This is a genomic window from Glutamicibacter sp. NPDC127525, from assembly GCF_042672105.1.
Taxonomy (GTDB): Bacteria; Actinomycetota; Actinomycetes; order Actinomycetales; family Micrococcaceae; genus Glutamicibacter.
On the sequence record NZ_JBHXVN010000010.1, the window covers coordinates 102762 to 115503 of the forward strand.

Genomic DNA, 12742 nt, shown 5'->3' on the forward strand with positions numbered 1-12742 from the left:
AGGCCAGTGAGCCAGTGACACCCGTCACATCAAAACCATTCAGTGCAAAGCCTCCCGAAAAGGATTACCCATGTCTGTCGCACTCGTCTCCATCATCGTCTTGGCGGTGATGTTCATAATTGCCACGATGTTCCCGATCAACATGGGAGCCCTGGCCTTCGTTGGAGCCTTCCTGCTCGGCACGATATTCCTCGGCATGGATGCCAAGGACATTCTCGCCAGCTTCCCCGGAGGACTGTTCTTGACCCTGGTCGGGGTCACCTACCTCTTCGCCATAGCCCAGAACAATGGCACCATCGACATCCTGGTTGACCGGGCGGTGAAACTTGTCGACAACCGGATCTCGCTGATCCCCTGGGTCATGTTCGCCATCACCGCAGCCATTACCGCCATCGGCGCCCTGGGCCCGGCAGCGGTGGCGATCATCGCCCCGATCGGCCTGCGCTTCGCGCAGAAATACGAGATCAACCCGCTCATGATGGGCATGCTGATCGTGCACGGCGCGCAAGCCGGCGGCTTCTCCCCGATCGCCGTCTACGGCGTGATCGTCAATGGGCTGATCCAGGAAGCCGGGTTCGCCTTCAGTCCCACCGCCCTGTTCCTCACCAGCTTCGCCTTCAACCTGGTGATCGCCATCGTGCTGTTCCTGGTCCTGGGCGGGCGCAAACTGGCGGGCCAGCGCGCCAGCGCCATCGCCGAACGCGTTGCCGAGGCCCGCCTGTCGGTCTCCGTGGGCTCGCAGGCAGCCGATGTCGATTTCAAGGGCAGCGGCTCGGGAACCTACGGTCCCCGCGATCCTGCCGGCGACGGCGCCGCGCCGCATGCCCCGGGCCAGCGCTTCGGCCAGGCAATGACCATCCTCGGCCTGGTCGCCCTGGCCGTGATCGCCTTGGGCTTCAAGGTCGACGTCGGCTTCGTTTCGGTCACCATCGCGGTCGTCCTGGCCTTGGTCAACCCCGCTGCCCAGAAGGGGGCGGTCAACAAGATCAGCTGGTCCACGGTCCTGCTCATCTGCGGCATGCTCACTTTCGTCGGAGTCCTGGAGGAAGCCGGCACCATCGAATACGCTTCGAACGCCGTGGCGACCCTGGGAGCACCGCTGCTTGCCGGCTTGCTCATCTGCTACATCGGCGCCGTTGTCTCGGCTTTCGCATCATCCACTGCCATCCTGGCCGCGCTCATCCCGCTGGCGATCCCGTTCCTGGGCTCGGGCTCGATCAGCGCTACCGGATTGATCTGCGCGCTGGCCATCGCCTCGACCATCGTGGATGTCTCGCCCTTCTCCACCAACGGCGCCCTGGTCCTTGCCAACGCCCCGGAAGGCACCGACAAGGACCGCTTCTACAAGCAGGTCCTGGGCTACGGCGGCATCATCGTCCTGGCCGGCCCTGTCCTGGCCTGGGCGCTGCTGGTCTTGCCCGGCTGGCTGTAGGCACCAGCGGAACCGCCAATCTTTCCACTCCTAGGAGGTATCTCTTGAGCTCGATTACAGTCCAACCCGAAGAAACCCTGGCCACCGGCACCGGCCCCCTGAGCGGCTACGTGGTCCTTGACCTGACCCGTGCACTGGCCGGGCCTCATGCCGGAATGATGATGGGCGACCTGGGTGCCAAGGTCATCAAGATCGAAGCGATGGGCACCGGGGACGACACCCGCGGCTGGGGCCCACCCTTCGTCGGGCCGGAAGACAACCGGCAGGCCACCTACTTCCTGTCATGCAATCGCAACAAGCAGTCTGTTGCGCTGAACCTGAAGGATTCCGCGCACCAAGCCAAGCTGGCCGACCTGGTCAGGAACTCTGATGTGCTCATGGAGAACTTCCGCACCGGCGTGCTGGACCGGCTCGGCTTCAGCGTCGAGGTGCTCCATGAATTGAATCCGCAGCTGGTGATCCTGTCCATTACCGGCTTCGGGCACGACGGCCCCGAATCCCACCGCAGCGGCTACGACCAGATCCTGCAGGGCGAGGCCGGGCTGATGTCCATTACCGGCTCCGGCCCGGAGGATCCGCAGAAGGTCGGGGTGCCCATCGCGGATCTGCTCTCGGGGATGTATGGAGCGTACGGGGCGCTGGCAGCGCTGCTGGAACGCGAAAGGACCGGTCGCGGCCAAGTGGTCCGCACCTCCCTGCTGGCCTCGATCATCGGGGTCCATGCCTTCCAGGGCACCCGGCAGACCGTGGCCGGGGAGAATCCCCAAGCCATCGGCAACCACCATCCCTCCATTGCACCCTACGGCCTGTATTCCTGTGCCGATGGGAAAGTGCAGATCAGCATCGGCAGCGAAAAGCTCTGGCAGGCCTTCGCCTCCCGGTTCGGTTTGCCCGCCGGGGATCCCCGCTTTGCCAGCAACTCCCAGCGCGTGGAGAACCGCGCGGCGCTCAATGAGCTGATCGAACGGGCTTTTAGCGCATACGATGCGGCGCAGCTGCTCAACTCCCTTGACGCAGCCGGCATTCCATCGGGAAAGGTGCGCTCCATCGAGGAGGTCTATGACTGGGACCAGGTCCACTCCCAAGGGCTCGTCGTGGAGGTGGAGCACGAAGTGCTGGGCAGGGTCAGCCTGCCCGGCCCTCCCCTGCGTTTCTTCGATGCCGCCACCAGCAAGGAGACCACCCGCAAGGCGCATACCGCTCCGCCCCTGCTCAATGCTGATGCAGCGGACGTGGACCGCTGGCTCGAAGAGCGGAAGGAAGACCAGTCATGAGCACCAGAACCCAACGGATTGACGCGTCGGCGCTACTGTCCATCGTCTTGGATGAAGACTCCTTCGAGTCCTGGGACAGCCAGCCGCAGCAGCCCGAGCTCAGCGAATCCTATGCGGCCGACCTCGATGCCGCCCGCGCAAAAAGCGGCACCGATGAATCGGTGCTCACGGGCAAGGGGCTGATCCAGGGCCGCGAAGTGGCGGTGATCGTCTCGGAATTCAACTTCCTGGCCGGTTCCATCGGGCAGGCTGCCGTGAAGCGCATTGTCGCGGCCATCGAGCGCGCAACGGCGGCCGGACTGCCGCTGCTGGCGGGGCCCGCTTCCGGGGGCACCCGCATGCAGGAAGGCACCTTGGCCTTCCTGGGGATGGTCGCCATCACCGATGCGGTCCGCCGGCACAAGGCGGCAGGACTTCCCTATCTGGTCTACCTGCGCCATCCCACCACCGGCGGTGTCATGGCCTCCTGGGGCTCTTTGGGGCACATCACCGTTGCCGAGCCAGGGGCGCTGCTGGGTTTCCTGGGTCCACGGGTCTACCAGGCACTCTACGGACAGGACTTCCCGGAGGGCGTCCAGGTCTCGGAGAACCTGTTCCGCAAGGGCTTGATCGACGCGGTTGTCCCGCCGCAGGACCTTCCGCAGCTAGTGGACCGGGCACTGCAGATCCTGCAGCCCGTACAAGATTCCCGCGCCTTCCCGGCACCGGTGGGCAGCATCTCGTGCAGTGCGGACGAGGACGCCTGGCACTCTGTGCAAGCCAGCCGGAACCCGCGCCGACCGGACACCCGGATGCTGCTGGCCTCAGCTGACGACGCGCTGCCCTTGAACGGAACCGGACAGGGAGAGAAAGACCCCGGGCTGATGCTGGCGTTGACGCGGTTCGCAGGACAGCGCTGCGTGGTGCTCGGCCAGCAGCGGCCGCGGCACCCGGACACGGCCAGCCTCGGGCCCGCCTCGCTGCGCGAGGCCCGCCGCGGGATGCAACTGGCCCAGGAACTCGGCCTGCCGCTGGTCACCATCATCGACACCACCGGCGCCGAGCTCTCGGTGCAGGCAGAGGAAGGCGGGTTGGCCGGAGAGATTGCCCGTTCGCTCAGCGAATTGATCGGCTTGCGGTCCCCCTCGGTGTCGGTGCTCCTCGGACAGGGTACCGGCGGCGCCGCACTGGCGCTGCTGCCGGCGGACCGGACCATCGCAGCCCGCAATTCCTGGCTCTCGCCGTTGCCGCCCGAGGGCGCCAGCGCCATCATGCACCGCAGTACCAGCCATGCCCCGGACATGGCCCGCCAGCAGAAGATCGGCGTTGCGTCGCTGTGCGCCTTTGGCCTGGTGGACCATGTGGTGGACGAGGTCGACGACGCCGCCACCCGGCCGCGCGAGTTCTGCCAGGAACTCGGAACGGCTATTGCGGCAGAAATCTCCCTGGCCCTTGCCATTCCCGAGGCAGATCGGTTGGAGCGCCGGCAGAGAAAGTTCCAGAACTTGGGACAAGCCTCCAGCTAGATCCGCGCCGGGACACCGGGCCGGTCCGGCAACGGCTGCTGGACCGGCCCTTGGCTTGGCTGCCCTCGCCGGGCCGGCCGCGGGAGGGCGACCGGCTGCACCCTGCAGGCACGAGGAAGTTCAAGGATCGGGCTTCCTGCCCAAATGCCGACCGCCACGCGTAGGGTGGGACTCGACAGGAACTACCCAGTGAGGCGGAATATGCGCGAGCACAAATCGATGATCGATGCGGCCAAGGACATCGCGGCCTGCGCCCACGAAGGACAGGTCGACAAGCTCGGCGCCGCGTATATCGGGCATCCGGCACGAGTGGCCGGGCACGCGCGCGACCTCGGCGGTTCGCCAGAAGCCATCGCGGCCGCCTGGTTGCATGATGTGATCGAGGATTGCGACGTCTCCGCGGCGGACCTGCGTGCCGCTGGCCTTCCCGACACGGTCATCGTGGCGGTGGAACTGCTGAGCAAGCGGCCCGGGCAGAGCCTGGAAGAATATTGCGCCGGGGTACGCGGCAATGCGCTGGCCTTGCTGGTCAAGGAAGCGGACCTGGCCGATAACACCGACCCGGAACGCACAAGCCAGCTGGATCAGGCTACCCGGCAGCGGCTGGCCGAGAAATACCAGCGCACCCGGTCCCTCCTGGGTCTCTAGCGGCGCCCCGGGTCCCGGGGATTCATGCTCCCGCGGCCGCCCGGAGATAGCTCCTGGCCAAGATCCCCCCAGCTCCCCGCCGAACGTTTTCCGGAAATTTCCTGCACCTCTTGACCCTCCGGCTGAACAAGCGTTCAATATTGAACATGAGTTCAACCAAGCGTGCCCCGCATACCGCCCCGCTAACTGCGCAGCGCATCCGCGAAGCGGCCATCGCGCAGTTCGCCGCCCACGGCTTCGCCAAGAGCACCGTGCGGGCCATCGCGGCACGTGCCGGGGTTTCCGCAGGCCTGGTGATCCACCATTTCGGCTCGAAGCACGAATTACGCGCGGCCTGCGATGAGCATGTGTTCACCACGCTGACCGAAACGAAGCGGGCGAACGCCACCAGCAATCCGCTGGTAGTTGCCGAAATGCTCGGCGAGGGGCCGATGCGGATCTATGCCGACTACCTGCTCAAGTCGCTGCTGGACCCCTCCGAGCAGGGCCAGCGCTTCTTCGACCACTACGTGGAATCCATCGAGCAGATCATCGAGAAGGGCTTCGCCGGCTACACGTTGCGCCAGGCCGAGGACCGCCGCGCCCAGTCCACCGCCATCGCCATGCTGGCCCTGGCACCGATGCTACTTGAACCGCGCATCCGCCATGCCTTGGGCACCGCGGACCTGGCCGGCTCGATGGCACGGCTCACGCCCTACCTCTTCGAGCTCTACCAGCACGGATTCATCGAATCCGTCCCCGAGAAGAAGGAAGGCTGAGCATGCAAACTACTCCTCGTCCCACCGGTTCAGCCCCGGCGATCAGCATTGCCGGGCTGTCCAAGAACTTCGGCTCGGCAATGGCCCTGGATGGCCTGGATCTGGACGTCGCCCCGGGCGAAGTCCACGGCTTCCTCGGTCCCAACGGGGCCGGCAAGTCCACCACCATCCGCATCCTGCTGGGCATCCTGCGCCACGATGCGGGCACCGTGCGCCTGCTGGGCGGAGACCCGTGGAAGGACGCGGTGCCCCTGCACCGGCGCATCGCGTATGTGCCCGGCGATGTGGAACTGTGGCCCAACCTGACCGGAGGCGAAGCCATCGACCTGTTCGCGCGGCTGCGCGGCGGGGCCGACAAGAAACGCCGCAACGAGCTGATCGAGCGTTTCGACCTGGACCCGCGCAAGAAGGGCCGCACCTATTCCAAGGGCAACCGGCAAAAGGTCGCACTGATCTCTGCGCTGGCCTCGAATGCCGAGCTGCTGCTGCTCGATGAGCCCACCGCCGGGCTTGACCCGCTGATGGAAGCGGTATTCCAGCAGCTCATTGGCGAGGCCAAGGATGCCGGGCGCACGGTGCTGCTCTCCAGCCATATCCTGGCCCAGGTCGAGGTGCTGGCGGACCGCATCTCGATCATCCGCAAGGGGAAGATCGTCGAATCCGGCACGCTGGGACAGCTGCGCCACCTGAAGCGCACCGCCATCAGCGTGCAGACCAGCTTGCCGCCCGCTTCGCTGTCCAGCCGGGAGGGAATCCACGACCTGCGCGAGGAAGGCGGGCAGCTGCGCTTCAGCGTCGATGCCCCGCAGCTCGATGCGGTGATGCGCGAGTTGGCCGCCCACGGCGTGCAATCGCTGACCGCTACCCCGCCAACCCTGGAGCAATTGCTGCTGCGCCACTACGGCGATGAAATGCACCGGAGCGCATCATGAGCCCGGCACATCGGCAAACCACGGCCAATACCCGCAGCGGTTCGCTGGCCGGAACCGGCCAACTGCTGCGCTTCATGCTGCGCCGGGACCGCATCCGCTTCCCGGCATGGGTTCTGGGCCTGTCGCTGATGCTGGCCTATTTCGCCAATGCGCTGGGACTGGTGCTCGACGAGCAGTCGCTGGCCACCTTCGCCGTCTTCGCCGCGAATCCGGTGATGGCGCTGATCGGCGGGCCGGGCTACGGCTTCGAGGCGATCACCCTGGGCCGGTTCCTGGTGGGGATGTACGGGGTGTTCCTCATGATCGGCGCAGGGCTGATGGGCATCACCACCATCTCCCGGCACACGCGCGCCGAAGAGCAGAGCGGGCGCGCCGAGCTGATCCGCGCCAATGCCGTGGGCCGGCACGCGCAGCTGGCCGCCGCCCTGGCGCTGGCGACCCTGATGAACCTGGCGCTGGCCGTGCTCATGGCCCTGGTATTCATGGCCTCCCCGGCCCAGGCACCGGCACCTTCCGCCTTCCTGTTCTCCTGCGGCGTCGCCGCCGCGGGCCTGGTCTTCTGCGCGGTGGCAGCGCTGGCGGTGCAGCTCTCGGCTTATTCCCGGGCGGCTTCCGGGCTGGCCGGGGCTGTGCTCGCTGCCAGTTTCATGGCCCGTGGCCTGGGCGACATGTCCGCTGCGCAAGGCGGGAATCTTTCCTGGCTGTCCTGGCTTTCGCCCTTTGGCTGGTCCCAGCACACCGCACCGCTGGTGCTGGACCGGTGGTGGCCGCTGCTGCTTTCGCTGGCCGCCGCCGTGCTGTTTTCGCTGGCCGGGTTCGCGCTGCAGTCCCGGCGCGATCTGGCCGCCGGGATCCTGCCGGACCGGACCGGCGGCGAACGCGCCCCGGGCTGGCTGTGCAGCCCGCTGGCACTAGCCTTCAGGCTGCAGCGCTCGGCGCTGGCCTGGTGGTCCTTCGCGCTGCTGCTCTCGGGCATCGTCTTTGGCGCCTTCGTGCAGCCGATGGCCGAAAATGCCGCAGGCATGCCCGAAGAGCTGCTGGCGGTCTTCGGCGGCGCCCAAGGCATGGTCGAAGGCTATCTGGGCTTCATGAGCCTGTACCTGGCGATCCTGGTCTCTGTGTTCGCGATCCTTTCGGTCCTTTCCCTGCGTGGCGAGGAGCAGGCGGTGCGCGCCGAGCCGATCCTGGCCGCGTCCGTCTCGCGCGCCGGGTGGCTCGCTTCCTGGGTGCTGGTCACGGTCCTGGGCTCGCTGTGGCTGATGCTGCTCGGCGGGGTCGGCAACGGCATCGGGGCCGGGCTGTCCACCGGCGACTGGACCCTGCTGTCCCGGGCAACCCTCGGCCACTTGGTGCAAACTCCGTCCGTCTGGGTGCTGGCGGGGCTGGCTACCGCGCTCTACGGGTTCCTGCCACGGCTGGCACCCCTGGCTTGGGCCGTGTTCGCCTACTGCTCGGCGCTCGGGTTCTTCGGCGAAATGCTGCAGCTGGACCAGCCGGTTCTGGACTCCTCGGTATTCTTGCATATCGGCCAGTATCCGGCCGCTGAAATTGACTGGACCGCGGTGGGCGGCCTTAGCCTGCTGGCCGTGGCCCTCATTGCCCTGGGCGCCACCGGCTTCCGGCGGCGGGACCTGATCACCGCGTAGAACTCGGAATGCTGGATATTTCCCGCAGCCCCCTTGCAATCGAGCGCCATTGGGCAAGACTTGGACTATGGCAACAGGCAGAAGAACAGTGTTCGAAAACCGCAGCCATGCCGGCGCCGCGCTGGGCATGAAGCTGTCCACCCTGCTGCCCGCCGGCGAATACACCGTGCTGGGTTTGCTGCGCGGCGGAGTGCCCATTGCCCATGAAGTGGCCAAGGCCCTCGGGGCCACCCTGGGCGCGGTGGCAGTGCGCAAGCTAGGAGTGCCCCGCAATCCCGAACTGGCATTCGGCGCCATGGCCCGGTACGGGACTGGCAGCGCTCGCCACATCAACGAGGCGATCTACCGCCGGGCTCTGCAGTATTTCGGCAAGGACGAACTCGAATCAGTAGAACGCGGCACCGGTGCCGACCTGCTGGCCCTGGCCAGCACCTTCAAGGACTACTGCCCCGATCTGGCCGGGCGCGACCTGCTGCTCTGCGATGACGGAATGGCCACGGGCGCCACGATGAAGGCCGCGCTGGATCTTATCCAGGGTCTGGCGCCCGCCTCCATCACGCTGGCAGTTCCGGTGGCTTCGCCTGAAACGGCTGCCGAATTGGCACCCCGGGTCAATGGCATCTGCCAACTGCTCACCCCGGAAAATTTCACTGCCGTCGGAGCCTTCTACAAGGACTTCGGGCAAGTGGGCCAGGACCAGGTCCTGGAAATGCTGCGCTCCGCACGGTGAGGTCCCAGGACCGCAGCCCGGGACATTGCGTCCAAGTTCCGGGTTAGCCGATAGCACCGGTCAGCTTCACGACCGAACACATCCAGCCCCGCACGGGCAAGGGCCGGCAAGGAGGAATCCAGCGTCATTCCCCGCTCCCGGCTCCAATTGCGCCTGCCGGTCCTGCTGCCCCGGTGATCTCACCCCTGGTGCGCCGAAACCGTTTCCGGGCGCCACGAGGCAAATGCCAGCACCGTACCGACCACTCCGATGCCGACCAGGACCAGAGCCGCACCCCACAGGCCGATCGAAGCGCCCAGGGCGCCGGCCACCGGATAGGTCAGCAAGAAGCATGCATGGGACAAGGAAAATTGCGCGGCAAAAACACCGGGGCGGTTTCGCTCGGTGCTGTTGCGGCGCAGCAGCCGCGACGAGGGCGTGAGGATAGTTGCGGTCGCCGTACCCAGGGCCAGCCACAGGCCAAGGAGCCCGGCCCATTGGCCAGAACCCTCGCCCCAGCCGATCACAACGGCACCGACAAACAGCAGCAGCGGCATCATCACGGCGCCGGCGAGCATCACGCTGCGGTCTTCGAATCGCTCCAGCAACCCCGGCATGCCCAGTGCCACCGCCATCGAACCTGCACCGTATGCTCCGAGCGGTAGCGCCACATCCACCTGCGAACGGCCCAGATCCCCCTTCACCAGCACCACTGTGTTGACGATGACCATGGCGGAGATCGCGGCGACCACCAGATTCAGCGCCATCAGGCCGCGCAGTTCCCGTGCTGCCCAGAATGCCCGGGTTCCCCCGGAGAGGCGATGGAAGAAGAGCGACTTCTGGGGCGGCGGGATCGCCGGGAAGCGCGTCGCGGCAACAAGCAGAGCAGACGCGGCAAAGCCGAGCACGGTCCCGGCGAAGAGGTTGTGGTAGCTGGTGACGGTCAGCAGCGCGGCCGCCAGCATCGGGCTGGCCAACGACTCCATGTCATAGGCCAGCCGCGACAGCGACAAGGCCCGGGTGTAATCCCGCTCATCGGGCAGGATCGAGGGAATGACCGCTTGGAACGCGGGGGTGAAGGTCGCCGATGCTGATTGCAGTACGAAAATCAGCACATAGATCTGCCACGCTTCGCTGGCGAATGGGAGGCAGAGCGCCACTAGTCCACGAATGATGTTGGATCCGATGAGCACGGGTTTGCGCGGAATATGGGAAACCAGGGCATTGGCCACAGGAGCAACGGCCACATAGGCGACCATCTTCACAGTCAAAGCCAGCCCAAGCACTAATCCCGCGTTGCTGCCGGCAATATCGAAAGCCAGCAGGCCCAGGGCAACGGTAAGCAGGCCCGTGCCCAGCAGCGCAATCATCTGGGCGCTGAAAAGCTTGGCGTACGCCTGGTCCCTGAGTACTGCGAGCATCTTTGCCGACTCCCGTATCTTTTGCCGCTAGCCTTGCGGGGCTTCGTGGTGCAGCGGCAGCTGTCCGTTGGATACCGAATGCTCCGCCTGCTTGATCGCTTCGCTGACCAGACGCGCCGGGTGCTCATCGGTGAGGCTGTACAGGACCTTGGTTCCGTCCTGGCGCGTGGTCACCATGCGCGCCATGCGCAAACGGGCCAGGTGCTGGGATACCCCCGAAGGGCTCTTCTCGACCAGCTCTGCGAGCGCGTTGACCGAGAGCTCACCGGCACGGCGCAGATGCAGCACAATCCGGATCCGGGTGGCATCGGACAGCAAGCCGAAGACTTCCGCGGCCAGCTCCACGAAATCCGAGGAAGGATTCGGAGCATAAATCTTATTATCTGCATGCATGCTAATAGACTAATACTCTCGCCCGGTATTGCCTAGGGCACACCGGAAATATTCCGCGTCCGACTGGAACTAGAATTGGAGCCATGACTGCAACGCTCGTGGCCAAGGACCTGACTGGCGGCCACGCCCACCGAACCCTCTTCTCGAATCTGAACTTCACCGCCGCACCCGGTGATGTCTACGGCGTAGTGGGTGCCAACGGCGCTGGCAAGTCCACATTGCTCTCGCTGCTTGCCGGGGCCGCGGCCCCGCAGGCCGGAACGGTGAGCACCGCCCCGGATTCTGCGTTCATCGGCTGGATGCCCCAGGAACACGAGCGCATTCCAGGTGAAACCATCACCGCGTATTTGGCCCGCCGCACCGGTTGCGCCGCCGCCACCACCGCCATGGAATCCACCGCCGAAGAACTTGGCAGCGGCAAGCCCGGTGCGGACGACGCCTACACCGTTGCATTCGACCACTGGATGGCCTGTGGCGCCATGGATCTGGAAGACCGCATCCCCGAGGTGCTGGCCAAGCTCGGTTTCACCCTCCCGGTAGAAACCGAGATGACTGCCCTGTCCGGCGGCCAGGTAGCCCGCGTGGCTCTGGCAGCCCTGCTGCTCTCCCGCTTCGATGTGGTGCTGCTCGATGAACCGACCAATGATCTCGATCTCGAGGGCCTGGAGCATTTGGAGCATTTCATCAATTCCCTGCGCGCGCCGGTGATCCTGGTATCGCATGACCGCGAGTTCCTCTCCCGCTGCACCACCGGCATCATCGAATTGGACCTGGCCCAGAACCAGGTAGCCACCTATGAAGGCGGCTACGACTCGTACCTTGCCGAACGGGCCATCAACCGCACCCATGCCCGTGAGGCCTACGAGCAGTTCGAGAACCAGAAAGCGGATCTGGTCTCCCGCGCCCGCACCCAGCGCGAATGGTCCTCGCAAGGCGTGCGCAACGCCATGCGCAAGGCGCCGGACAACGACAAGATCCGCCGCCGGGCCAACTCCGAGTCCTCGGAAAAGCAGGCCGCCAAGGTGCGCCAGATGGAATCGCGCATCGCCCGGCTCGACGAAGTGGCCGAACCGCGCAAGGAATGGGTCCTGCAGTTCTCCATCGCCGCGGCTGAGCGCGGGTTCTCGGTGATGTGCACGCTCAAGGAGGCCTCGGTATCCCACGGGAACTACGCTTTCGGACCGGTTTCGGTGCAGGTCAACGCCGGGGACCGGATTGGCATCACCGGCCCGAACGGAGCAGGCAAGTCGACCTTGCTGAACCTGCTGCTGGGCAAGCTGGCCCCGCACAGCGGCTCGGCATCCCTGGGCAGTTCGGTGAATATCGGAGAAATCGACCAGGCGCGCACCCAGCTGCCCGGCGACCTGCCACTGGGCGAAGCCTTCGAATTGGAAGTGCCCGAGTACTCCGCCGCGGAGGTGCGCACCCTGCTTGCCAAGTTCGGCTTGAAGGCCGACCAGTCCTCGGCCCTGGTGGATTCGCTCTCCCCCGGCGAGCGAACCCGCGCATCCATGGCGCTGCTCCAGGCCCGCGGGGTGAACCTGCTGGTGCTCGATGAGCCGACCAACCACCTGGACGTACCGGCCATCGAACAGCTCGAAGAAGCCCTGGAAGCGTACACCGGAGCACTGCTGCTGGTCACCCATGATCGGCGCTTGCTGGAGAATGTGCGACTGGACGCCCGATGGGAAGTTGCACAGGGTCAACTAACGGCCCATTTCTAGGGCCTCGCTTGGGCACTTATTGCACTGGCAAGTTCACAGCTATCCAACGTAGGATTGGCACTATGGGAGCCGAGTTTTTCAGTTCTTTCGACTGCGAGGTCGACGCCTAGTACCCAAGGATATTTTCTTGAGCAGCACTGCAACACTCCATCCCCAAGGGCCAACGGTCAAGCCGGGCGACCCCAAGAGCTTCTTCCACGTCAAGAAGTTGGTCACCGAAGCTGGACTGGTCGGCCGCCGCCGCGGGCACTATCTCGGGTTGGGCATCGTGCTGACGGTGCTGCTAGCCGGTACCGTTAC

The 12742-nt window shown here is 65.6% G+C and carries 11 protein-coding genes; 9 read left to right on the plus strand and 2 right to left on the minus strand.

The features are described from left to right. Positions 1–70 precede the first annotated feature (70 nt). The 8 genes from ACFVHU_RS17840 (at position 71) to ACFVHU_RS17875 (ending at position 8925) form a co-directional block, all read left to right on the plus strand. Positions 71–1432 carry an SLC13 family permease gene (locus ACFVHU_RS17840; protein WP_388025825.1) on the plus strand — a complete coding sequence of 454 codons (1362 nt, stop codon included), beginning with the start codon at positions 71–73 and terminating at the stop codon, positions 1430–1432. Positions 1433–1476: 44 nt separating this feature from the next. Beyond that, complete coding sequence (locus ACFVHU_RS17845) at positions 1477–2706, plus strand: CaiB/BaiF CoA transferase family protein (RefSeq protein WP_388025827.1); 1230 nt, start codon at positions 1477–1479, stop codon at positions 2704–2706. Continuing rightward, entirely contained in the window at positions 2703–4211 is a 1509-nt protein-coding gene (locus tag ACFVHU_RS17850; RefSeq protein WP_388025830.1) for a carboxyl transferase domain-containing protein, read from the plus strand. Before ACFVHU_RS17845 ends, ACFVHU_RS17850 begins: the two co-directional genes overlap by 4 nt. Before the next feature lie 201 nt (positions 4212–4412). Continuing rightward, the gene (locus ACFVHU_RS17855; RefSeq protein ID WP_388025832.1) at positions 4413–4859 is read left to right on the plus strand and encodes an HD domain-containing protein; all 447 of its coding nucleotides are present in this window, start codon (positions 4413–4415) and stop codon (positions 4857–4859) included. Positions 4860–5005: 146 nt separating this feature from the next. Further along, positions 5006–5617, plus strand: a complete 612-nt coding sequence (locus ACFVHU_RS17860; RefSeq protein ID WP_388025835.1) for a TetR/AcrR family transcriptional regulator — start codon at positions 5006–5008, stop codon at positions 5615–5617. Positions 5618–5619: 2 nt separating this feature from the next. Beyond that, positions 5620–6549 carry an ABC transporter ATP-binding protein gene (locus ACFVHU_RS17865; protein WP_388025838.1) on the plus strand — a complete coding sequence of 310 codons (930 nt, stop codon included), beginning with the start codon at positions 5620–5622 and terminating at the stop codon, positions 6547–6549. Continuing rightward, positions 6546–8195: an ABC transporter permease gene (locus tag ACFVHU_RS17870; RefSeq protein ID WP_388025840.1), complete on the plus strand. Its 1650-nt coding sequence runs from the start codon at positions 6546–6548 to the stop codon at positions 8193–8195. The genes ACFVHU_RS17865 and ACFVHU_RS17870 overlap by 4 nt, the downstream gene beginning before the upstream one ends. 67 nt (positions 8196–8262) lie before the next feature. Further along, the gene (locus tag ACFVHU_RS17875) at positions 8263–8925 is read left to right on the plus strand and encodes a phosphoribosyltransferase (protein ID WP_388025843.1); all 663 of its coding nucleotides are present in this window, start codon (positions 8263–8265) and stop codon (positions 8923–8925) included. A gap of 179 nt (positions 8926–9104) precedes the next feature. Here the strand turns inward: ACFVHU_RS17875 and ACFVHU_RS17880 are convergent, their stop codons facing one another. Beyond that, positions 9105–10325 carry an MFS transporter gene (locus ACFVHU_RS17880; protein WP_388025846.1) on the minus strand — a complete coding sequence of 407 codons (1221 nt, stop codon included), beginning with the start codon at positions 10323–10325 and terminating at the stop codon, positions 9105–9107. A 27-nt stretch (positions 10326–10352) separates the two neighbouring features. Continuing rightward, positions 10353–10718, minus strand: a complete 366-nt coding sequence (locus ACFVHU_RS17885) for a metalloregulator ArsR/SmtB family transcription factor (protein ID WP_332727766.1) — start codon at positions 10716–10718, stop codon at positions 10353–10355. 83 nt (positions 10719–10801) lie between these two features. Between ACFVHU_RS17885 and ACFVHU_RS17890 the strand changes: the two genes are divergently transcribed. After that, on the plus strand, positions 10802–12442 hold the full coding sequence (locus ACFVHU_RS17890) for an ABC-F family ATP-binding cassette domain-containing protein (RefSeq protein ID WP_388025849.1): 1641 nt from the start codon (positions 10802–10804) through the stop codon (positions 12440–12442). Positions 12443–12742 lie beyond the last annotated feature (300 nt).